Source organism: Modestobacter sp. I12A-02662 (assembly GCF_041028325.1).
Lineage (GTDB): Bacteria > Actinomycetota > Actinomycetes > Mycobacteriales > Geodermatophilaceae > Modestobacter.
This window is the reverse complement of the sequence record NZ_JABGDE010000011.1, coordinates 40,334-62,100: the sequence shown is the minus strand read 5'-3', so window position 1 is coordinate 62,100 and position 21,767 is coordinate 40,334. Positions and strand designations below refer to the sequence as shown.

Annotated in this window: 19 protein-coding genes; 8 read left to right on the top strand and 11 right to left on the bottom strand. The window is 72.4% G+C overall.

Going from position 1 to position 21,767, the window contains the following annotated elements; all coding sequences use genetic code 11:
* Positions 1 to 36: 36 nt before the first annotated feature.
* From HL189_RS16690 to HL189_RS16670, 5 genes are all read right to left on the bottom strand, one after another.
* A complete protein-coding gene (locus HL189_RS16690) occupies positions 37 to 669 on the bottom strand; it encodes a GNAT family N-acetyltransferase (RefSeq protein WP_369134839.1) in 633 nt (210 codons plus the stop codon).
* Positions 670 to 1,369: 700 nt separating this feature from the next.
* Positions 1,370 to 1,816, bottom strand: a complete 447-nt coding sequence (locus tag HL189_RS16685; RefSeq protein ID WP_369134838.1) for a hypothetical protein — start codon at positions 1,814 to 1,816, stop codon at positions 1,370 to 1,372.
* A 312-nt stretch (positions 1,817 to 2,128) separates the two neighbouring features.
* Entirely contained in the window at positions 2,129 to 3,292 is a 1,164-nt protein-coding gene (locus tag HL189_RS16680) for an alpha/beta hydrolase-fold protein (RefSeq protein ID WP_369134837.1), read from the bottom strand.
* Entirely contained in the window at positions 3,289 to 4,215 is a 927-nt protein-coding gene (locus HL189_RS16675; RefSeq protein ID WP_369134836.1) for a hypothetical protein, read from the bottom strand. The genes HL189_RS16680 and HL189_RS16675 overlap by 4 nt, the downstream gene beginning before the upstream one ends.
* An 11-nt stretch (positions 4,216 to 4,226) precedes the next feature.
* A complete protein-coding gene (locus HL189_RS16670; protein ID WP_369134835.1) occupies positions 4,227 to 5,450 on the bottom strand; it encodes an acetyl-CoA carboxylase biotin carboxylase subunit family protein in 1,224 nt (407 codons plus the stop codon).
* A gap of 96 nt (positions 5,451 to 5,546) precedes the next feature.
* Between HL189_RS16670 and HL189_RS16665 the strand changes: the two genes are divergently transcribed.
* Positions 5,547 to 6,773, top strand: a complete 1,227-nt coding sequence (locus HL189_RS16665) for a hypothetical protein (RefSeq protein ID WP_369134834.1) — start codon at positions 5,547 to 5,549, stop codon at positions 6,771 to 6,773.
* A gap of 27 nt (positions 6,774 to 6,800) precedes the next feature.
* Complete coding sequence (locus tag HL189_RS16660; protein WP_369134833.1) at positions 6,801 to 8,012, top strand: acetyl-CoA carboxylase biotin carboxylase subunit family protein; 1,212 nt, start codon at positions 6,801 to 6,803, stop codon at positions 8,010 to 8,012.
* A 75-nt stretch (positions 8,013 to 8,087) separates the two neighbouring features.
* On the opposite strand, the gene HL189_RS16655 is transcribed toward HL189_RS16660, so the two are convergent.
* Positions 8,088 to 8,813: an esterase family protein gene (locus HL189_RS16655; protein ID WP_369134832.1), complete on the bottom strand. Its 726-nt coding sequence runs from the start codon at positions 8,811 to 8,813 to the stop codon at positions 8,088 to 8,090.
* 162 nt (positions 8,814 to 8,975) lie between these two features.
* Here HL189_RS16655 and HL189_RS16650 point away from each other — a divergent pair, with 162 nt between their 5' ends.
* Positions 8,976 to 10,457 carry a glutamate--cysteine ligase gene (locus HL189_RS16650; RefSeq protein WP_369134831.1) on the top strand — a complete coding sequence of 494 codons (1,482 nt, stop codon included), beginning with the start codon at positions 8,976 to 8,978 and terminating at the stop codon, positions 10,455 to 10,457.
* On the opposite strand, the gene HL189_RS16645 is transcribed toward HL189_RS16650, so the two are convergent.
* Complete coding sequence (locus HL189_RS16645) at positions 10,454 to 11,713, bottom strand: RimK family alpha-L-glutamate ligase (protein ID WP_369134830.1); 1,260 nt, start codon at positions 11,711 to 11,713, stop codon at positions 10,454 to 10,456. The two genes, HL189_RS16650 and HL189_RS16645, sit on opposite strands and share 4 nt — an antisense overlap.
* Positions 11,714 to 11,878: 165 nt before the next feature.
* On the opposite strand from HL189_RS16645, the gene HL189_RS16640 reads away from it, so the two are divergent.
* The 4 genes from HL189_RS16640 (at position 11,879) to HL189_RS16625 (ending at position 16,009) form a co-directional block, all read left to right on the top strand.
* The gene (locus HL189_RS16640; RefSeq protein ID WP_369134829.1) at positions 11,879 to 12,082 is read left to right on the top strand and encodes a zinc-ribbon domain-containing protein; all 204 of its coding nucleotides are present in this window, start codon (positions 11,879 to 11,881) and stop codon (positions 12,080 to 12,082) included.
* Positions 12,083 to 12,330: 248 nt separating this feature from the next.
* Positions 12,331 to 13,692, top strand: a complete 1,362-nt coding sequence (locus HL189_RS16635; protein ID WP_369134828.1) for a DUF2254 domain-containing protein — start codon at positions 12,331 to 12,333, stop codon at positions 13,690 to 13,692.
* 233 nt (positions 13,693 to 13,925) lie between these two features.
* The gene (locus tag HL189_RS16630) at positions 13,926 to 15,380 is read left to right on the top strand and encodes an alanine/glycine:cation symporter family protein (protein ID WP_369134827.1); all 1,455 of its coding nucleotides are present in this window, start codon (positions 13,926 to 13,928) and stop codon (positions 15,378 to 15,380) included.
* A gap of 269 nt (positions 15,381 to 15,649) precedes the next feature.
* Positions 15,650 to 16,009: a carboxymuconolactone decarboxylase family protein gene (locus HL189_RS16625; RefSeq protein ID WP_369134826.1), complete on the top strand. Its 360-nt coding sequence runs from the start codon at positions 15,650 to 15,652 to the stop codon at positions 16,007 to 16,009.
* A 241-nt stretch (positions 16,010 to 16,250) separates the two neighbouring features.
* Here HL189_RS16625 and HL189_RS16620 read toward each other — a convergent pair whose 3' ends face one another.
* The 4 genes from HL189_RS16620 to HL189_RS16605 form a co-directional block, all read right to left on the bottom strand.
* On the bottom strand, positions 16,251 to 17,084 hold the full coding sequence (locus HL189_RS16620; RefSeq protein ID WP_369134825.1) for a hypothetical protein: 834 nt from the start codon (positions 17,082 to 17,084) through the stop codon (positions 16,251 to 16,253).
* Between the two features lie 682 nt (positions 17,085 to 17,766).
* On the bottom strand, positions 17,767 to 18,294 hold the full coding sequence (locus tag HL189_RS16615; RefSeq protein WP_369134824.1) for a DUF6463 family protein: 528 nt from the start codon (positions 18,292 to 18,294) through the stop codon (positions 17,767 to 17,769).
* Between the two features lie 305 nt (positions 18,295 to 18,599).
* Positions 18,600 to 19,277 (bottom strand): SDR family oxidoreductase, encoded by a 678-nt coding sequence (locus HL189_RS16610; protein ID WP_369134823.1) that lies wholly within the window; start codon positions 19,275 to 19,277, stop codon positions 18,600 to 18,602.
* Positions 19,247 to 20,959: an FAD-dependent monooxygenase gene (locus HL189_RS16605; protein WP_369134822.1), complete on the bottom strand. Its 1,713-nt coding sequence runs from the start codon at positions 20,957 to 20,959 to the stop codon at positions 19,247 to 19,249. Before HL189_RS16605 ends, HL189_RS16610 begins: the two co-directional genes overlap by 31 nt.
* Before the next feature lie 149 nt (positions 20,960 to 21,108).
* Between HL189_RS16605 and HL189_RS16600 the strand changes: the two genes are divergently transcribed.
* Complete coding sequence (locus HL189_RS16600) at positions 21,109 to 21,666, top strand: TetR family transcriptional regulator (protein WP_369134821.1); 558 nt, start codon at positions 21,109 to 21,111, stop codon at positions 21,664 to 21,666.
* Positions 21,667 to 21,767: the final 101 nt, after the last annotated feature.

Here is a 21,767-nt window from a genome sequence, read left to right as displayed (position 1 = left end):
CGCAGAGGTCGGTCACGGGTGCCGTGCCGTGCTCGGTCACGATCGTGTCGGCGTACCGCCGGCGGGCTCGCGGAGCATGCGCCACATCGGCGGACCGCCCGGGTGGAGCGCCCCGCCAGGAGCCACCGGCTCGAAGCCGCGCGCCGCGTACCACCCGACGTTCGTCGGCTTGCCGGTCTCCAGGTAGACGGGCTCGCCGGCCGCGTCGGAGCGGGACAGCTGCTCGTCGAGCAGCAGCGACCCGATCCCCCGACCCTGCGCCGCGGGCGCCACTCCCAGCACCTGCAGGTAGCGGACCGGGCGGGACGGGAAAGCGGCGTCGATGGCGCTCCCGAGACGCTGGACGTCCCGGGTCCTGCGGCCCAGGCCGACCGTCATCGGCAGCAGGTGCGGCAGCCCCCGCAGCCGGCGCACCGTGCTGACCGGGTAGCGGCCCGGCGGCTGCCACACGGCCGCTCCGAGGACGACGGTGCCGGCGACCGCCACCCGGGCGGAGCACCCGGCGTCGGCCAGCGAGAAGCCGACGAGCGCCCGCAGCGCCGTCCTCCGCTCTCCGGCGTCCGGGAGGACGTGCGTCCACGCCGGGTCGTCGCGGAGAGCCGCGACCGCGGCGTCGCGGGCGGGTCGGAGGTCACCGCGGACAGCGGGGCGGACGACGAGGTCACTCATGCGCCGATGATGGCTCCCCTCCCGGCCGACGAGCGCCAGGTGGTCCGCCCGTGACTGCGGAGGTCACCCCCGCCAGTGCACCTCCACGTGGGTCCAGGACACCTCGACCAGGGCGCCGGGAGCCCCGGGGCCGTGGACCCGGCCGGTCGCTCCGGCTCCGGCCGGCCCTCGGCCCCTGCCGGCGGCGCGGGCAGCGACCCTCGCCGCAGCCCATGCGACGACGGCCAGCGCCGAGGCCGGCAGCAGCGGCTCGGCGGTCAGCGCACGCAGGCCGGCAGGGACGATCGTGCGCCGCCTCGGCAGCCGCGCCGCCCATCGGGGCGATGGGATGACGCTGGTCGCACCCCGCCGCGCGATCGCGCCGGGCTGCACAGGTCCGACGTCCGCCATGCGTCCTCCCCAGGTCGCCACCACGACCACACGCATCGTGGATCCCACGACCGCGTCTGCCCATCGACGTCGTTCCGGCGTCAACGGACGGCAGCACTGCCCAGCCACACCAGACCTCCACTGCACCCGGGCGGTCCATCAGTGCTCTGCCGCCACGTCCTCTGCGCCGAGCCGCTGAGGCCGAGATCTGCCTGTCGTGGCCTCACCCGGATGGCGAGCAGCTCAACGGCGCCTGCCTCGGTGGAGTGGCGCGGGCGGCGCGCGGGTGTTCGTCGGATCGGCGGCGGCGCGCGCAGTCGCGCAGCAACGGTCAGGGCAGAGCGCCGCGCGTGAAGTCCTGGGCGGCCACGACGTGGTGGACGGGCAGGCCGTACTTCGATCGGACCGTGTGCGGCAGGTCCATCCGCAGCCAACGGGACTTCTCCTCCGGCAACGTGGAGATGATGAACCCGGCGTACCCCGGGTTGGCCTCCACCTCCGCCTCGATCGCCGCGACCGGATCAGGCGCGCCGACGCGGACGTCGCTGAGCGGCACCCCCTTCTTGGCGAACAGCGTCCTGGCTCGGTCCGCGAGCTTGCGGGCGGCGACCTCGGCGTCGTGCTCGTCGCCCTGCCGGAACAGCAGGTGCCGCACTGGCGTCGCCGGTACGAGGAGCACGAACTCCGCGCCCCCTTCCTGCTCCTTGACGGCGCGGACCTGCTTGAGCAAGTCCGGGTTGGTGACCGTCTCGTGCGCGATGACGAGATATCGCGTCATGTCCGCTCCTGCGAACGCCGGTGTCCAAGGGCACTTCGTGTCGGCCATGGTCCCACGCGAGCGCGAGTCCGAGTACGAGTGCCGCTCCCGGCTGCACCGGCTTGGTCACGCGCGCCGTGAGACGCGACCATGGTGGTCAGGGGCTTCGCACATCGAACGGGGTCCCTGTCGCCGCACGTCCTCCGCCGGGTCCTCCCACTCCGGCTTCGCCGGCAAGTCGCCGCCTCGATGCCAGTCACACCCACCCGATGTCCGGGACACGTCCACGGGTTTCGGGACATCGCTCGTCGAGGCCTGCGGTCGGCCCGCCGCTCACTCGTAGTAGAGCTTCTGGGGCCCCGGGTACACCCAGGACAGCGCGTCGCGCAGCCGGTCCCGCCAGTTCTCCCAGGAGTGGCCGTCGCGGGCCTCGGTGTAGCGGACCTGCATGCCGGCGTTCTCGAACACGTGCACCATCGACCGGTTCGGCACGATCAGCTCCTCGTAGACGCCGCAGGACAGGAAGACCCGGTCGGCGACGGCGCGCGGCTTGGCCCGGTAGCCGTTCACGAACTCGACGACCGGGTCGAAGAGCGGGCCGCCGCCGTGGTCGCTGCCGATGTCGGTGAACACGAACGACCCGGACATGAGCACCAGCGAGCCGTACGTGTCCGGCGACCGGTGGGCGGCCGACAGGGCGGCGACGCCGCCGAAGGAGGACCCGAGCAGGCAGCGCCCCGCACGCTGCCCGACGAGCGGGAGTGACGACTCCAGCTCCGGCAGCAGCTCCTCGGTGAGGAACCGGGAGTGCGCCGCGGAGTTGGCGTACTCCTCCAGCCGCTCGCCGGGGTGGGTGAAGGCGACGACGGTCTCCTCGACGTCGAGCCGGTGGATCAGGTTGTCCAGGACGGTCTTCATCGAGGCGTACTGCAGGAAGTCCCCGCCGTCGTGCACGACGAGCAGCGGGTAGGAGGCCGTCGGCCGGAAGCGGGCCGGCAGGTAGAGGGTGACGTGCGCGTCGCGGCCGAGCGCCTCGCTGCGCAGCACGAGCTCCCGCAGCTCGCCCGGGCGGGCGTCGGGGTCGGGCAGCACCCAGTCCGGGGTCTGGTAGCCCACGGCGAAGCAGACCGACGACGAGCCCATGGGGCTGTGCGACCGCTTCTCGTTGAGCGGGTCGTTGAAGCGCTCGTAGTGCTCGCCGCGCCGGATCTCGATCTGGTACTCGACCCGCGACCCCTCCGGCAGCTCCAGCACCAGGAACCACAGGTCGGTGCCGTGCACCCGGTGCATGGAGATCCGGTCGGGCAGCCCGACGATCCGCTGGCAGACCCACGCCTCGTCCGCCTCGCCGCGCCACAGGAAGGTGCACCGGTCGCCCTCGACCACCGGGACCTCGTGCTCGCCGAGGAACCGGTCGACCGCCTCGGCGTCCAGGGGGGTGGCCGACGTGAGCCGGTGGACGGCGAGCTCCGCGGGACCGGTCCGAGCCGAGGTCATGCCGCCGTCCCCTCGGTGATCAGCCCGTTGGTGCCGACCACGCGGGCATCCGGTGGCAGCGCACCGTCGGGACCGAGGTCGACCCGGACACCGTCGTCCAGGACCACGCACGGGACCGGCGCGAACCGGCGGGCCAGCACCGACATCCGGAGCACGTCGTCGGTCACCAGCCGCCGCCGCGCGTGCGGGAGCAGGACGAGGTCGGGGACCACGCCGATGCCCGCGTCGAAGACCTCGGTCAGCGAGGCGCCCTGCGCCGCGCGGTCGTGGAAGAGCACCACCCGGGGCGTCAGCGCCATCGCACCCGCCGACCACGCCACCACCCGCGGGGGCACGTGCGGCGACAGGTGGAACAGGTGCAGGACCCTGATCAGCTCGCCGACGTGCCCGCCGGCGATGACCAGGCACTGCGCGGCCGACAGCAGCTCGCGCACCTCCGCGCGGTGGGCGGCGATCGTGCCCCGCTCCTCCAGCCGCCAGGTGCCGTAGAAGTCGTCGTGCAGCTCGGCGACCCTGGCCAGGTGCGTCGCGTCGAGCAGCCGCACCGCCTCCATCGCGTCGGCGGAGGCCATGCTCAGCGTGTGCGCGCGCCCGTGGGTGCGCGCGGTCACCGCGGACTCCGCCTGCAGCGCGTGGTACAGCCGGATCAGGTACAGCTGCCGGAGCTCGTCGAGCACCTGCCGGTGCTCGCGCTCGGCCGCGGCGTACTCGGGATCGGCCCGCAGCGCGTCCATCCAGCGGGAGAACAACCGCAGGTTCACCGCCTGCGCACCGGCCAGCCCGAGGAGCTCCTCGTCGTCGGACTCCCGCTCCCGCCAGCCCGCGTTGACGACGGCCACCGGCCCGTCGACGTGCAGCGACGGCAGGACCCGGTCCAGGGTCGGACGGCGCTGCGGCCCGAGCAGCGTGATCGACGGGGTCACCGCGGCCGGCCTCAGTTCGCGTGCACGTGCACGGTGCGGCCGACGTCGTCGAGCATGCCGCGCAGCGTGTCGAAGTCCGGGTGCCGCATCCGGACGTAGGCGTTGGCCATGTACCCGGCCGTCTCCGGCTGGGTCGGCGTGCCCGGCGGCGGCAGGTGCGCGTCCAGCACCCACTGCCCGTGCCGCGCCTGGATCTCCTCCACGCCGGAGTACCCGGAGATGACGCCGTCCCGGTCGGGTCGCAGCGCGACGATGCCGGCCGAGTACTGGCGGGACGGCTGCCCCCAGACCTGGCCCTGGACGATCGAGTCGGCCCACTGGCGGTAGACGTCCAGGTCGTTGGCGGCCGAGTAGAGGTCCCAGGCGCCCACGCCGGGCGGGCGGCAGCCGATCTCGCTGAACTTCAGGCCCTTGGGACCGAAGAACCACTCCATGTGCGTGGCGCTGGTGCCGATCCCGAGCGCCTCGTTGACCCGGCGCCCCAGGTCGCGCAGCTCCTGGTAGTCGGCCACCGAGTCGATCCGGTTGGTCGTCACGAACTGCGGCGAGATCCAGCGGGTGCGCATCGCCTCGAGCACGTTCGGGAAGTAGTGCGACACGAAGTCCAGCGCCGGGACGCCGTCGACCGAGACGGTGTCGTAGAAGCCCTCGTGCCCCTCGACGAACTCCTCCACCGCGATCGAGTCGACCTGCTGGCCGCCGAACAGGCCCAGCGCCGCGGCCAGCCCGGAGTCGTCGTCGACCCGCGTGGTGTCCAGGGCGCCGGCTCCGGAGCGGGGCTTGAGGATGAGCGGGTAGCCGACCGCCCGCGCGAAGTCGCGCACCTCGTCGGCGGTGGAGGCGGCGGTGGAGGCCGCCGTCGGCACCCCGGCGGACCGGAGCACCTCCTTCATCGACGGCTTGTCGCGGCACAGCCACGCCGTCCGCACCGACGTCCCCGGGATCGTGCAGGCCTCCCGCACCTGGGCGGCGGCCAGGGTGTGCGCCTCGATGGTGGCCTCCAGCCGATCGACCCACGTGTTGTCCTGGATCCACCGGACCGCGTCGGTCATCACGCCGACGTCGGTGACGCTGGGCACGACGTGGTAGTGCGCCATCCAGGAGCGCAGCTCGTCGTCCAGCCACTCCGTCGGTCGCTCGCCGATCCCGATCACCGTCGCGCCGACCTCGGTGAGGGCCTGCACGAACCGGCGCTGCGTCGGCGGGAACGCCGGATCGACCAGGACCACGTTCATGCGGGGGACTCTAGAAGGCGTCTCGGCCCCCCGCAGGATCCGACCGCGAGCTTGCGAGCGGTTGGGGGTGGGGGGTCCCTTCGGTAGCGTCCGACCGTGGTCGTCGCCGCCTTCGTCGCGCCGTACCTCCTGCCGGCCACCGCGCGGTTCGTGTCCGTCGCCGCAGAGCTGCCGGACGTCCGGCTCGGCCTGGTCACCTGCGAGCCGGTGGAGCAGGTACCGCCGGAGCTGCGCCGGCGGCTGGCCGGCCACTGGCGCGTGGCGGACCCGCTCGACCCGCGACAGCTGGCCTGGGCGGTGGACGGCCTCGCCGGGCAGATGGGCCGGGTGGAGCGGCTCGTCAGCGCCCTCGAACAGCTCCAGGTGCCCCTCGCCGAGGTCCGCGAGGCCCTCGGCATCGAGGGCATGGACGTCCGGACGGCGCGCAACGTCCGGGACAAGTCGCAGATGAAGGAGACGCTGCAGGCGGCGGGCATCCCCTGCGCCCGCCACGCGCTCGTGTGCAGCGCCGGCCAGGCCACGGCCTTCGCCGGCGAGGTCGGGTTCCCGCTCGTCGCCAAGCCGCCGGCGGGTGCCGGCGCGCAGTCGACGTTCCGGCTGGACGACGGGGACATGCTGCGCAGCTGGCTGGCGGCCGTGCCGCTGGGCGAGGACTCCCCCGCGCTGCTCGAGGAGTTCCTCACCGGCGAGGAGCACACTTTCGACAGCGTGACGGTCGGCGGGTCGACGGTGTGGTCGTCGATCGCGGACTACCGGCCGCCGCCGCTGGAGGTGCTGCGCAACCCGTGGATCCAGTGGACGGTCGTGCTGCCCCGCGACACCAGCGGCCCGCGGTACGAGGGCATCCACAGGTGGGGTCCGGCGGCGCTCGAGGCCCTGGGCGTCACCGACGCGCTCACGCACATGGAGTGGTTCGCCCGGCCCGACGGCTCGGTCGCCGTCTCGGAGGTGGCCGCCCGGCCGCCGGGGGCGCAGCTGACCTCGATGCACGGTCACGCGCACGACTTCGACCTGTACCGCGCGTGGGCCGAGCTGGTCCTCCTCGGCCGGTTCCCGGTGCCCGAGCGGCGGTTCTCGGCCGGCACCGCCTACCTGCGCGGCATGGGGCACGGGCGGGTGCGCGCGGTGCACGGCGTCGACGCCGTCCAGCAGCGGATCGGGCACCTGGTCGTGGAGGCGCGGCTGCCCGAGCCCGGCCGGCCGGCCGCCACCGACTACTTGGGCGAGGGGTACGTGATGGTGCGCGCCCCCGACACCGCGGTCGTGGAGGACGCGCTGCAGCAGATCGTCGGCGGGGTCCGCGTGGAGCTCGCCGAGGCGTGAGACGACAGGTCATCCACCGGAGGTCCGATGAACATCGTCATGCTCTCTCCCGGCTACCCGGCCGAGATGGCCTACTTCACCCGGGCCCTGGCCGGGGTGGGGGCCCGGGTCATCGGTGTCGGCGACCAGCCGCCGCACGCGCTGCCCGAGGCCGCCCGCTCGTCGCTCGCGCACTACGAGCACGTCGACCTCGCCGACGAGGGGGCGGTGCTCGACGCGCTGCGCGGGCTGTCCCGGCACGCCTCGCTCGACCAGGTGGAGTGCCTCTGGGAGCCGTACATGATCCTGGCCGCCCGGATCCGGGAGACGTTCGGCCTGCCCGGTCTCACCGTCGAGCAGACCGTGCCCTTCCGGGACAAGGAGCAGATGAAGCGCTTGCTCGACGCCGCCGGGATCCGGACGCCGTGGCACGTCAGCGCGCGCACCGTCGCCGAGGTCTGGGAGGCCGCGGCGAAGGTCGGCTACCCGCTTATCGTCAAGCCGATCGCAGGGGCCGGCTCGGCGGACACCTACCGGGTGGACTCCGACACCGAGCTCGCCGCCGCACTCCCCCTGCTGCGGCACGTGCCCGAGGTCAGCGTCGAGGAGTTCGTCGACGGGGAGGAGTTCACCTTCGACACCATCTGCGCCGACGGCCGGATCCTGTTCGAGCACGTCCTGTGGTACCGGCCGCGGCCGCTGCAGATGCGCACGCACGAGTGGGTCAGCCCGGTGTCGATCTCGCTGCGCGACCTGTCCGTGCCCCAGCTGGCCGGCGGGCGGCAGATGGGTGAGGCGGTGCTCGCCGCGCTCGGCTTCCGTTCCGGCTTCACGCACATGGAGTGGTACCTCAAGTCCGACGGCGAGGCCGTGTTCGGCGAGATCGGGGCCCGCCCGCCCGGGGCCCGCGTGGTGGACCTGATGAACCTCGCCACGGACGGCGACACCTACGCCGGCTGGGCGCAGGCCGTCGTGCACGGGTCCATGCCGCCGCTGGAGCGGCGGTACAACGCCGGCGCCGTCTTCAAGCGGGCTCGCGGGTCGGGCCGGATCACGCACTCCGAGGGCCTCGACGCGCTGCTGGAGCGGTACGGCCAGCACGTGGCGCTCGTCGACCTGCTCCCGGTCGGGACGCCGCGCCGCGACTGGCGCTCGACGGTCACCGGCGACGGCATGGTCGTCGTCCGGCACCCCGAGCTGCAGCAGGTCATCGAGATGACCGAGGCCTTCGCCCGCGACTTCCAGATGTTCGCCGCTTAGGCCCCGTCCCGAGCCGGCCCCGTCCAGAGGCTCGCCGCGAGCCTGCGAGCGCTGAGGAGGACGGGGTCCTTCTACTCAGCAGAGCTCGTCGAGGTACTGCGGGAGCATCCGCTGCCAGGTGGGCCAGTCGTGCGGCCACTCCGCGCCCCAGACGTCCACGCGGTTCGGCACGCCCTTGCGGCCGAGCACGTCGCCGGCCTCCCACGACGCGCCGACGTCCTCCCAGGCCCCCTGCCCGGTGGCGATGATCGCGAACCTGCTCCGGAGCCGGTCGAGCTGCTCGCCCTCCAGCCCCGGGAGGAAGTCCAAGGGCGAGGCGAAGAACAGGTCTTGCGAGAACGCGCCGTCGAGGAACCGCTGGATCCGGTACGTGCCGCTCATGCCCACGGCGGCGCGGAACACGTCCGGGAACCGGCACAGCACCGCGAGCGCGTTGAACGCCCCGATCGAGGCGCCGGCCGTGACGATCGGCGTCTCGTCGCCCCCCATGTCGGCGCGGATCGCCGGGACGACCTCCTGCCGGACGCAGTGGTGGTACTGGTTGAACAGCCACATCCGGTGGTCGAGGGACCCGGACTTCGCCACCATCGCCTGGCCGGCGACGCTGTCGCAGGAGTAGAGCTTGATCCGGCCGCTCTCGATCAGCGGCCAGCAGGCACCGACGACGCCGTTGTGCTCGATCTCCTCGGCGTCCCCGCCCGCCGTCGGGAAGACCAGGACCGGGGTGCCGTAGTGACCCCACCGGGCCAGACCGATCGGCTGCTCCAGGCGCTCGGAGTACCACCTGTCGGTTACCTTCACGTCGCCCCCCTTCCGCCCCGCCCGCGTCGGCCACCCTGACACGAGCGCCGACTCGCGACAACGCGACCCGTGCGACGGGACGGCGGGCCACCGGCCGGCATGTCGTCCGGGCCGGTTTGTGCCAACCTGGCCGCACACCTGCGCTGAGGGAAGGCGGCCGTCGTGGGCGAAGAGGTCCAGGCCCAGGAGTTCTCCCGCACCGACCGGCTCCGCTACCGGGAGAAGCTGCGTCGCTGCCTGGACGTGTTCGGCCGGATGCTCAACGAGTCGAAGTTCGACTTCGAGCGGCCGCTGACCGGCACGGAGATCGAGTTCAACCTGGTCGATGCCCGGCAGGACCCGGCGATGCGCAACGAGGAGGTCCTGGCCGCCATCGCCGACGAGGTCTTCCAGGCCGAGATGGGCCAGTTCAACATCGAGATGAACGTGCGTCCGTCCTCGCTGGCCGGCACCGCCGCCGCCGAGCTCGAGGAGGAGCTGCGGGGCAGCCTCAACGATGCCGAGGAGCGCGCCCGCGAGATCGGGGCGCACATCATCATGATCGGCACGCTGCCGACCCTCGACCCCGAGCACGTCACCGCCGAGGCGATCACCGCCCACCCGCGCTACGCGCTGATCAACGAGCAGATCTTCGCCGCACGGGGCGAGGACCTGCACATCGCGATCGACGGCCCCGAGCGGCTGGATCTGCACGCCGACACGATCGCCCCGGAGGCGGCCTGCACCAGCACCCAGTTCCACCTGCAGGTCAGCCCGCAGGACTACGCGGCCCACTGGAACGCCGCGCAGTGCATCGCCGGCATCCAGGTGGCGCTCGGCGCCAACTCGCCGTTCCTCTTCGGCAAGGAGCTGTGGCGGGAGACCCGCATCCCACTGTTCGAGCAGGCCACCGACACCCGGCCGCAGGAGCTCAAGGCCCAGGGCGTCCGGCCCCGGGTCTGGTTCGGCGAACGCTTCATCACCTCGGTGTTCGACCACTTCGAGGAGAACGTCCGCTACTTCCCCGCCCTGCTGCCCGTCTGCGACGACGAGGACCCGATGGCCGTCCTGGACCGCGGTGACATCCCCCGGCTCGCGGAGCTGAGGATGCACAACGGCACGGTCTACCGCTGGAACCGCCCGGTGTACGACATCCACGACGGCAAGCCGCACCTGCGGGTCGAGAACCGGGTGCTGCCGGCCGGGCCGAGCATCGTCGACGTGTTCGCCAACGGCGCCTTCTACTACGGCCTGCTGCGCACCCTGGCCGCCCAGGACCGGCCGGTGTGGTCACAGATGTCGTTCGCCACCGCGGAGGACAACTTCACCGAGGGCGCCCGGCACGGCATCCACGCCCAGCTGTACTGGCCGGGGTTGGGCACCGTGCCGGTCACCGAGCTCGTGCTGCGGCGGCTGCTGCCGATGGCCCAGCAGGGCCTGGCCGAGTGGGACGTGGACACCTCGGTCAGCGACCGGCTGCTGGGCGCCATCGAGCGCCGCTGCACCACCTACCGGAACGGCGCGGAGTGGCAGGCCGAGACGTTCCACCGGATCGACGAGCAGCGGAAGCCGCTGGACCGGCGTGACGCGCTGCGGGAGATGCTGCGCCGCTACAGCGAGCACATGCACGCCAACACCCCAGTTGCGGATTGGCCGCTCGACTAGAGCTGGACGCGCTGGAGGCGGGTCTCCTCGTCGCGCGCCCACAGCCCGAGCAGCCCCCGGTAGTGCTCGACGAAGTGGTCGTGCTCGTGTGCCGGGAAGGTGGACCGCACCGTGTCCACCAGGAGCCGGTCGAAGTCGGGACCGCGGACCCAGTCGAGCACGACCTCGTCGAGATGGGCCAGCCGGCTCGCACAGAAGTCCGTGTAGGCCTCCACCTGGAAGTAGTCGTCGGCGAGGCCGCGATAGGCCTGCAGCTTCTCGGCGTAGGACAGGTCGCTCCGGTCGGCGATGTCGAAGTAGCGGCGGGTGTCCAGGTCGTACCGGGGCTGCCGTCCGGTGACGGTGCAGTAGACCGACCACCGGACCAGCGCCTTCAGCGCCCAGGGGAAGTAGTAGTGCAGGCTCGTCAGCGCGATGTCCGGGCAGGCGTTGGCGTAGTCGATCGGGTGGACGACGCCGTTCTTGATCAAGGTCTCGCAGGAGTTGAACTCCCAGCGGAAGAAGGCGTTGACCAGCCGTCCGATGGTCACCGTCTCCTCGCCCGTGGCGGCGTCCAGGAAGTCGTGCGTCACCGAGTAGCGGCCGTGCATGGGCTGGTCGGGGTCGAACTTCATCACCATGGTCTCGGGGCCGATGGACAGGCTGCGCGCGAAGACCTCGTACCCGTCGACGGCCTTCTGCAGGTGCATCAGCCGCTGCCCGCTCTCGTCGTAGGCCCGGTGCAGCTCGGCAGGGTTGCGGATCATGCTGACGCCCACCCACGCGCCACCGTCGTAGGGCTTCATGAACAGGGGGTAGCCGAGGCGGTCCGCGATCGCGTCCAGGTCGAACGGCTGGTTGTACCGCTCCGCCGTGTAGGCGTACTTGGTGTGGTCCGGCGGGTTCTTGAACGGGATCAGCACCGTGTCGGGCACCTGCAGGCCCAGCCGCAGCATGGCGCAGTAGGCGGCGTGCTTTTCCATGCTCTGGAACGTGAAGGGGCTGTTGAGCAGGTAGACGTCGTCCATGAGCGCCACCTTCTTCAGCCACTCCCGGGGGTGGTAGTACCAGTAGGCGAGGCGGTCGATCACCAGCTCGTAGCGGGGCCGGGCGCACAGCTCGAACGGCTCGATGGTGACCCGCTCGACGTCGTAGTGGTGCTGCCTGCCCGAACCGTCGACCACCGGGCCGAGCATGCGGATCATCGCCTCGAAGGCCGTGGGCCAGTCCTCCTCCGTCCCGAGGAGAAGGCCGATCAGGTGGCGGTGGTCGGACATCGGCGGCACTCCTCCGGACGGCGGCTGTGCAGGTCGGCGCGTGCTGGGACGGCGCGTTCGGATCGTAGATCCGCCGTGCGCGGCGCGCTGACCGGCGAAGACGCGGTGGGGCCAGGCGGACGAGCGCGCCGCGCGCCGGTGCGGTCCGCTGCCTAGGGTGGCCGCGTGTTCTTCCTCTTCGGCTTCGGCACCAAGCAGCAGGACCTGGGCCCCGGCGCCGTGCGCACCTGCCCGCGCTGCGGCAACACCACGCAGTGGGCGCGGGTGCGGCAGGCCAAGCAGTTCACGGTGTTCTTCGTGCCGATCGCCCGGTGGGGACGCCGGCAGCTCGAGCTCTGCGGGATCTGCGGCACCGCGGTCGAGGTCTGAGCACGGTCGCCAAGAGCCCGGTGTGATCGGGGCCGTTGCGGGCACTGGCAGTCGGGGACGCGACTGCCGACCACGCTCCCCGGCGCACCGGAGTCGACCGTGGGCCCCGCCGACCGGCCGGCGGAAGTACTCCCCCGGATCCTGATGTCTCCCGCGACCACAGCGGGACTCCTGCGTGGTCAGGCGGGAGCCGCACCACTGCGGGACGCTCGCAGCGTGCTGACCGACGCCTGCCATGGGTCCTCCCGGTGAGAGCGGGCGGGCCCAGGCGACGCGGTGCGGTCCGTGCGGTCAGCACGTGGCTGCGCGGGGCGCTCTGGCCGATCCCGGTCATCGCCGTCGTCGTCGCGGTCGGCATCGGCATCGGGCTGCCGGCAGTGGACGCGGTGCTCGAGAGCCGCGACTCGGGGCATCCCCTGACCTTCGTCTTCGGCGGAGGCCCCTCGGCGGCCCGCGACCTGCTCGCCGCGATCGCCGGATCGCTCATCTCGGTGACCGGGTTGATCTTCTCCCTGACCGTCGTGGCCTTCCAGCTGGGCAGCAGCCAGTACTCGCCCCGGTTGCTGCAGACCTTCGCCACCGACCGGGTCGTCCAGCTGACCCTGGCCCAGTTGACGGCGACGTTCGTGTACGCGCTCACCGTGCTGCGGACCGTGCGCACCGAGAGCGCCACCGAGGGGGAAACCGCGTTCGTCCCGCGCCTCTCGATCACCGTGGCCTACGTGCTGACCCTCGGCAGCGTCCTGGCCGTGGTGCTCTTCCTCGGACATCTGGCCCGCGCCCTCCGGGTCGAGACGATGCTCCGCGACGTCCACGAGGAGGCCGACGAGACCCTCGCCCGGGAGCTGCCCGATGACCTGGAGCACCCATCTCCCGTTCGGCTGCCGTCCGGACCGGGACTCCCGGTCGCCTCCCCGTCCAGCGGCTTCGTCGTCGACCTGGACGAGGACCGCCTGGTGTCCGCCGCGGCGGGCTCCGACGTCGTGGTCCTCCTGGCCGCCCGGATCGGTGACTCCGTGGTGACCGGGGCACCCCTCGCGCACGCCTGGGCCAGGGACGGCATCCGCGGCCCGGACACAGCGGCGTTGCAGGACGTCCTCGGCCGCTCGGTACGACTGGGCTTCGAACGCTCCCCCGCTCGCGACGTCGCCTACAGCCTGCGCAAGGTCGTCGACATCGCCGTCCGTGCGCTGTCGCCCGGCATCAACGACCCGACGACGGCGGTGCACGCCTTGTCACATGCCTCGGCCCTGCTCGGTGACCTCGTCTCCCGGCCGCTCGGACCCGACTGCCGCGCCGACGACGACGGGGTCGTGCGTCTGGTGGTGCCCCGGTGGACCCCCGACGACCTGGTCGCCCTCGCCCTGGAGGAGCCCCTGCACTACGCCTCGGGTCAACCGGCCGTCCTGCGCCGGATCGCCGTCCTGCTGCGGGAGGTCGCGTGGCGGGCGCCCCGCGGCGTCGTGGACCGCGCTCTGCGCGACCGGCTGCGCCACGCCGTCGACCTCGCCGCCGAGTCCACCCGGATCACGGCGGCGGAACGCCGCTCCTGGGAGGAGGCGCTCGACTCCGCCCTCACCGGCGTGTGGCCCGCCGACCGTCCGGCCTGACCTGCGCCGCAAAGAGGACCAACGCGCGACCACCTGGACTGGCACGCTCCGTCCCCACCGGGAGACCCTGACCCCGCGGGGATCGGGGTTTCGCGCGTTCCGGGCTCGGGGTGCGCGTCGCCGCGCCGAGCCCGATGATGCCCTTCGAGAGCCATCAGCTCGACGACGAGCACGCGGCCCTTGCCCGCGAGGTCACGATCCCAGCGCCGCATGCCCACCACGTGGAGGCCCTGATGGACTTCATCCAGGAGAACCTGATCGACCCCGTCTCGAACGTCCTCTGGTCGTACGTGTTGATCTACGTGCTCCTGGGAGTGGGCCTCTACTTCGGGATCCGCACGCGCTTCGTCCAGGTCCGCATGTTCGGGCGCATGGTCCGCCAAGTCGCCTCCTCCCGGAGCGGCTCCGAGGGCGGGATCTCGTCGTTCCAGGCCTTCTGCGTCGGCCTGGCCTCGCGGGTGGGGACCGGCAACATCGCCGGCGTCGCCATCGCCCTGACCCTCGGTGGTCCCGGGGCGATCTTCTGGATGTGGGTGGTCGCCCTCGTGGGCATGGCCACCGCCCTCATCGAGGCGACGCTGGCCCAGATCTTCAAGATCCCGGCCGGTGACGGCAGCTTCCGCGGCGGGCCGGCCTTCTACATCGAGCGCGGCCTCGGGTCCCGGCGGGGCGGCATGGTCTTCGCCGTCCTGCTGATCTTCACCTTCGGGGTGGCGTTCAACATGGTCCAGGCCAACACCATCAGCGACGTGCTGGCCACCGGACACGGGGTCGGCGAGTGGTGGTCCGCGGCTGCCCTCATGGTCCTCACGGCGGCGGTGGTGTTCGGCGGGGTCCGCCGCATCGCTCGCGTCGCCGAGTTCATGCTGCCGGCGATGGCGCTGGCCTACGTGCTGCTCGCCGCGGTGATCATCGCGCTCAACATCACGCAGGTGGGCACCGTGCTCGGCCAGATCTTCTCGGCGGCCTTCGGTGTCGGCGAGGCCGCGGCCGGCATCACCGGCGGGCTCGCGGCAGCCCTGCTCAACGGCGCCAAGCGTGGGCTGTTCTCCAACGAGGCCGGCATGGGCAGCGCCCCCAACGCCGCGGCCACCGCCACCACCAGCCACCCGGTGAAGCAAGGACTGATCCAGTCCCTCGGCGTCTTCGTCGACACCATCATCGTCTGCTCCGCGACGGCGTTCATCATCCTGTTCGCCGGCTCCGCGGTGTACCGGCCCGGCGAGACGACCGAGGGAGCCTCGCTCACCCAGGCTGCCGTGGCCCACGAGCTCGGCAGCGGCCTGAACTGGGTCATGACCGTCCTGATCTTCGTCTTCGCGTTCTCCTCCGTGCTCGGGAACTACTCCTACGCGGAGGTCAACATGACCTTCCTGCGCGCCCGGCCCATCGCCCTGACGGTGTTCCGCACTCTGGTCGTCGCCGTGGTCGGGGCCGGTGCCCTGCTGGAACTGGCGACGGTGTGGGCGCTGGCCGACGTCGCCATGGGCTTCATGGCGCTGGTCAACCTCGTCGCGCTGGTCCTGCTGGGCCGCTGGGCCCTCGGCGCCCTCCGGGACTTCGAGCGGCAGACGCGGGCAGGCCAGGACCCGGTGTTCCGCAGCACCGGCAACGGGGACCTGCCCCGCGATCTGCACGACAGCGTGTGGACCGCCGAGTACGCCGCCAGCCACGACCGCACCGCGTGACCGACGGAGGCCGGCTCCTGGGTACCTCCGCCGCCTTGCGCCGACCGCACCTGCCCTCGCTGAGGCGACTGAACCTGCCGAGAGCGCTTCGAGCGACTGGTCGACGCGGTCGAGGAGCAGCGGCCCGACGTGGTGGCGGTCGTCATGACCTCGTCGACGGTGAGGGGACCGCCGAGCAGCACAGTGCGCGCGGGGACCGACCCGGGCGCGGATCGGGAAGATCTCCGCGCCACCGCGCCCTGCGGTACGCCAACTGCCACCATCTCGTCATGGGTCACGGCCACGCCGTCCAGGAAGAGCTCCGCGAACCGGCCCGCGCGCTGCGCCGCGCGATCCCCGAGGTCTATGACGGCTACCGCACGATGCACGCGGCCGCGTACGCCGCCGGCGCGCTGGACCAGAAGACGAAGGAACTGATCGCGCTCGCCATCGCGGTCAGCAAGGAGTGCGACGGTTGCATCGCGTCGCACGCTCGGGGCGCCGTCCGCACCGGTGCCACCGAGTCGGAGGTCGCCGAGGCGCTCGGCGTCGCCATCGCCATGAACGGCGGACCGGGCACCGTGTACGGCCCACGCGCGTTCGCGGCCTTCCAGGAGTTCGCCGAGGAGGCAGACCTCCAACAGGGATGACCCGTGGTCGTCCGGTCAGGGCCGCAACCGTGTGCGGATGTGGAGCGTCGCCCCTCGGACACCACATCACCCCGGCTCCTGCAGGTCAGGGGCCGGGGTGATGCCTCGTCGAGGTCAGCAGGGCCGCGAGATGCCGATGGGTGAGATCTGTCGCGATCCACCGACGGGACCAGGGCGGCCGGTCCAGGCGAGTGCTCGGCGTTCGTCGGTGCCGAGCGCGGTACTGCTGCTGACCCGGCTGTCAGTCCTCGTCCGGGGAGCAGTCCAGTCCACCGTTGTGGCCGTCCCGGAGGTCCCACTCCTCGATGCGGGGCTCGCTGGTCCATGTGTGCGTGGACGCGTTCACTCCGCCGCCGGCAGCAGTCCAGGCGGTGTACACGCCGCAGGGTCCGTAGGGCAGCAGGCCCGTGCTCTCGACCTGGACGGAACTGTGTGGCTGGATGGCGACGGTCCGCCGCACCAGGTCACCGGTCGAGCCGACGTAGCCATTGGTGCCGTAGAAGGTGCCCGTGGCGAGCACGTGCACGTTCTCCACGAAATCGGATGTGTTCGTGACCCTGTAGGACTGCCGACCCGCGTTCTCCTCGTAGTACCACATGTCCTCGACGACGGGCAGGTCGGCGAGGTCGTTCCACCCGCACTGCCCGGTGGTGTTGACCGCCCACGTTGCCGTGACGACGCCACCGATGAGCTTGTTGACCGTCGCGCGCAGTGCCGGCACCCGGAGGTGGCCGTCCGAGGCGGCCGACAGCACGATGCTGTCCGTCGACTCGCCCGCGGTGACCCGCACCGAGTCGCGCAGCGCCCCGGAGGACTTCTCGCGCAGGGTGACGTCATAGCTCTCGTCGGCCTTGAGCGCCGGCAGGCCGAACCCCAGGGTGTAGACACCGTGGTCGCCCGACGACTGCACGCAGCTGACGCTGACGTTCGACACCTTGGCGTTGTTCGCCGTGGCGGTCACGTTCGGATTGGTCGTGATGACCGCCGCCGAAGCGGCGCCGGAGCCGCCCACGAGGGCGCCGCTGATCGCAGCCAGCGCGAATGCAGCACTGATGAGCTTGGTCTGACGGGACACGCGGTTCCCCGTTTCTCCCCGTGGGGTAGATCAGCGTTCTCACACACCCTCGGCGCGCAGAACGGCATCGGAACACACCTGTCCGGCCTGCTGAGGGAGGCATGCTGATAGCTGCATGCCACTGCGACAGAAGTGGGACAAGGGGCGACGACCGGGGCCTTCTGGGTGCGGCGTGATGCCGAGGCGCTCGGCGCCGCTCCACCGTCCGGCGGGTCGGCGCGGTGGAGCTGAACTGGACGTGCAGCTTGCCAGCGCCCCAGTACAGGCCTCGGTCGCGGCTGCGCGGTGGCTGGGTGAGAACCGCTCGTGATGCGATGCCGACGGAGCCGCGACGCTGTCGCCTCCTCTCCGGGACGTTCACGTTGTCGTCGACGCCTGAGAACCGACCCCGGCTGGACGGCAACGACTGCTCCGTGCATCCCGGGGTGATCGGCCGCCGGTCGAGGTCCTCGCCGACCTGGCCCGGGTGCGGGTGCTCTACGAGGGCCGGGTGGTGGCCGATCACGAGCGGATCCGGGCCCGCCATCGGACGATCTCCGCCGACGAGCACGTCACCGCCGCCCGGGCGCTGCCCGCCCAGCGGATCGGGTTGCTGCGCCGAGTCGTCCGAAGTGGGGGTGGTCCCAGGGCGGGTCCGCCGCGTCTGGGTGAGCCAACTGCCCGAACTCAGGCGGGGGCGCGGTCAGCTCCTCGGTCGTCTGCCCCTGCTCCCCCGCACGGACGCAAGGCCGACCGCGATCAGCGACCAGAACGGACTCGCGGGCATCACCGCCGCCCCCGCCACGCCGACAGCCGTCAGGACGACGCCGGCCTCGCGCTGTGCAGCGAGGTCACCGGCAACTTCGGCCGAGCGCAGGAGGCGGCCCGCCAGCCAGGACAGCGGGGCGACGGTGAGGAACCAGAACGCGGTGGCGCGATCGCCACGATCGGGAACCGATCCGATCACCTTGGCCCGGACTATCTCGGCGAGCGGATCCCCGTGCAGGACCACACCCACCCCAGCGTGCGCCACACCGATGACCTGCAGCCACCGGCCCGGCGAGGTCAGACGCGTCGCTCCGTGGGAGGACCGACCTGGGACTGCGCGCCCGTTCCAGCCGCTCCGCACGGGGCTGCCGGGCGATGTGGGCAGTCCGGCGTGGTCCGCGATCGCGGCAGCGGTCTCGGCCAGGCTCGCGATGACCAGGACGGCGCTGTGGGTGGGGAACATGCATCACTCCTCGGAGTCCGGTGCCATGAACGTGCGGTGTGGCGTTGCTGGATCAAGGTGGCGCGCCACCCGAACGCCCCGCCGGTCCAGGTTCCCGCGGGCACCCCGACGGTGATGGAACCGGTGACCCCGAGGGAGATGACAGCGACGTAGCGGCCCCGCCGTCCCTCCGGAGCACGGGAGGCGGCGACGGCGAAGAAGGACGGCGTCGCCGCTGCGGCCGCCAGGGCGGCGAGGACCCGCGGGGCCGGAGCCCGCGCAGCATCCGTACCGGAGGTTCGCGTGCGTGCACGTCGAGGACCACCTCAGGCCCCGTCCGCGGCCGTGGCGATCTCCGCCAGCCAGGCGTCGAAGGTGGTCGTGCCGAGCCGTGCCTCGGGTCCGGGGAGCAGCACCTCGCCGGCCATCTCCACACCGAACGGGCCACCGCGCCAGCTGGGCACCAGCCGAGTCGGGTCCCGGCGGGCCGCGAGCGTGCGGCGGGCCATGTCGACGAAGTCCTGCGGCTCGGGACCGGCCACGTCGAGGGAGGTCCTGCGCGGTGGACCGGTGACCACCTCGGCGAGCGCGGCGGCCACGTCCGCGACCGCCACCGGTTGCACCAGCAGGGGCGGGATGGCGGCGGCGCCGTGGTCCGCCGTCCAGCTGACGACCATGGCGGCGAGGTCGAAGAACTGGGTGGCGCGCAGGATCGTCCAGGGCACCGGGCCCGCCTGCACCAGCTGCTCCTGGCGTCGCTTGCCGTGGTAGTGGCCGTTGCCGCGGACCCGGTCGAGCCCGACGATCGACAGGAGCACGTGATGGCGGACCCCGGCGCGCTGCCCGGCGGCCAGGAGGTTGCCGGTGGCTGTGCTGAAGAAGTCCTCGGCCTGCGCCGGATCGGTGGCGAAGGTGTTGGTCACGTCGATCACCGCGTCGGCCCCGCTGAGTGCCTCGTCGAGACCGGCACCGGTCAGGACGTCGACGCCGGTCGACCGGGCCACCGGCACGGCCGTGTGACCCGCAGCGTGCAGCGCGGTGAGCGTGGAACGCCCGACCAGCCCGGTGCCCCCGACCACCACGACGCGCACCGGAGTGCGGTCGTGTCGAGGGTCAGGCAGCCCGCCCGGGGGTGGCTGGGATGCGGACATGACGCAACTCCTCTCCAGGTGGTGGAGGCAGGGCCCAGCTGGGGATGCGTGCCGGGGCTGGCGACCCCGGCGGCCCCGGACCAGCGGCGCACGGATGCCACGTCGGCACGCGCGGCCAGGTGGGCGTCGGGGCGGACGAGCAGGGCGCCGGCCGTGGTCGGGTCGCGGAGGACGACGACCCGCTCGGAGCCGAGGTGGGCACGGGCGACGTCGAGCACGCCACCGACGTCGGCCTCCGGGTGGGCGAGCAGCGCCCAGGCCGGCCCCAGCTCGCGGTGCAGGCGACTCGCGGTGCCGTCGTCCCGGCGGCAGGGGCGGTCGCGGAGCCGGTCGCCTGGCCGGGGCGTGCGCCCCCACCCGCCCAGCGGGCCGCGCCGGTAGCTCACCCACAGCTGCGCGGCGTCGCGGGTCGCGCGTCGCTGCACGCCCGGTCGCCGCAGCAGCGGCACGAGCACTCGGTTCCGCACGAACCGGCTCAGGACCCCCTCGCCGAGCAGGAGACGGGTGGTCGTCGTGGTGCGTCGGACGACCCTCGTGGCCAACGGTCGCCGTTCGGCGGTGTAGGTGTCCAGCAGGGCCGGGTCCGCACGGCCGGCGACGACCAGGGCGAGCTTCCACGCCAGGTTCTCCGCGTCCCCGACCCCGGTGTTCATGCCCTGACCGCCGATCGGGCTGTGGATGTGGGCGGCGTCGCCGGCGAGCAGGAGCCGGCCGCGGCGGTAGTCGTCGGTGAGGCGCCGCTGGACACGGAACACCGACGTCCAGACCACGTCCCGGATGCCGATCCCGCGCTCCCCCGCGCGTTTGGCCAGGACCTCCGCCAACCGCGCGACGATCTGCGGAGGCGCCAGGCGCTCACCGGTCGGGGCGACGTTCGCCATCAGGCGCCACAGGTCCCCCGCGTCGTCGGGCATGGGCATCGCCAGCAGCATCCCGTCGCGGTGGAACCACCCCGCGGACGTCGACCGGTCGCGGTCCCAGTCGGCGTGCACGTCGGCGAGGAGGAACTGCTCGACCACCGGCACCCCGGGGAACGGGATGCCCGCCAGGTCCCGCACCCGGCTGTGCGCGCCGTCGCACCCCACCAGCCAGTCCACCCGTGCGGTGGCCCCACCCGCGAGCCGGACGGTCACGCCGTCCGCATCCTGCACCGCACCCTCGACGGCCGTGCCCCATTCGACGCCGACGCCGAGGCCGACGAGCCGCCGCCGCAGGCGGGCCTCGATCGCGGCCTGGGAGACGAACAGGGCCTGGGTCGCCTCACGCCGATCGGGCAGGAACCGCATCGTCGCCAGCTCGCGTCGGGCGGCGTGCATCGTCATGCCCATCGGCTGCAGTGAGCGCTCCCGCAGATCGCCGAGGGCGCCGATGCGGTCGAGGACCTCGACGCCGCGTGCGTGCAGGATGTTCGCGCGCGAGGTCGTCGAGGGCCCGTCTGCTGCGTCGACCACCCGCACCGGCACTCCGGCCGCGGCCAGGCCGCAGGCCAGGGTCAGGCCGGTCGGGCCCGCTCCAGCGATGAGCACCGCGCTCATGACGTGCCTCTCATCCTCTCCTCGGCGGACGCCGTCGACGTGGTGGCGCGTGCAGACCCTCGGTCACCGACAGGTGCCAACCGTTGTTGGCGAACGACTGTAGGTCCGTCCTCCCCTGATGACAACAGCCGTTGGCATACCATCGCCGGATGGCGTTCACCGACCGGTCCCTCCCCGCCCGTGAGGCGATCCTCCGTGCCGCCCGCGACCGCTTCAGCGCCGACGGTTACGACCGGGCCACGGTGCGGGCGATCGCCGCGGACGCCGGCATCGACCCGTCGATGGTGATGCGCTACTTCGGGAGCAAGCGACAGCTCTTCGCCCTGGCCGTGGACTTCGACCTCCGGTTCCCGGACCTCGCCGCGGCGCCGCGGGACCAGGTCGGCCGCATCCTGGCCACGCACCTGCTGAACCGGTGGGAGGACGACGCCGGGCTGAAGATCCTGCTGCGCACCGCCGCCACCGACGACGACGCGGCCGACCGGATGCGGAGGATCTTCCACGACCAGCTCACGCCGATGGTCGCCGCGCTCACCGACGACCCGGACTCGGCGCCCGTCCGTGCCGGGCTCGTCTCCAGCCAGGCGCTCGGCGTCGCGCTGACCCGCTACGTCCTGCGCCTGCCCCCCGTCGTCGACCTGAGCAGGGCGGAGCTCATCGACTGGGTCGCGCCGACGTTGCAGCACTACCTCGTCGGCCAACCCTGAAAGGAGCTGTCGGCGTGCCGCCGGCAGTTCTGCCAACAGGCGTTGTCAACGAGCGGGCCTCGGGTCTACAGTTGTTCGCCAACAGCCGTTGGCTTTAGGGG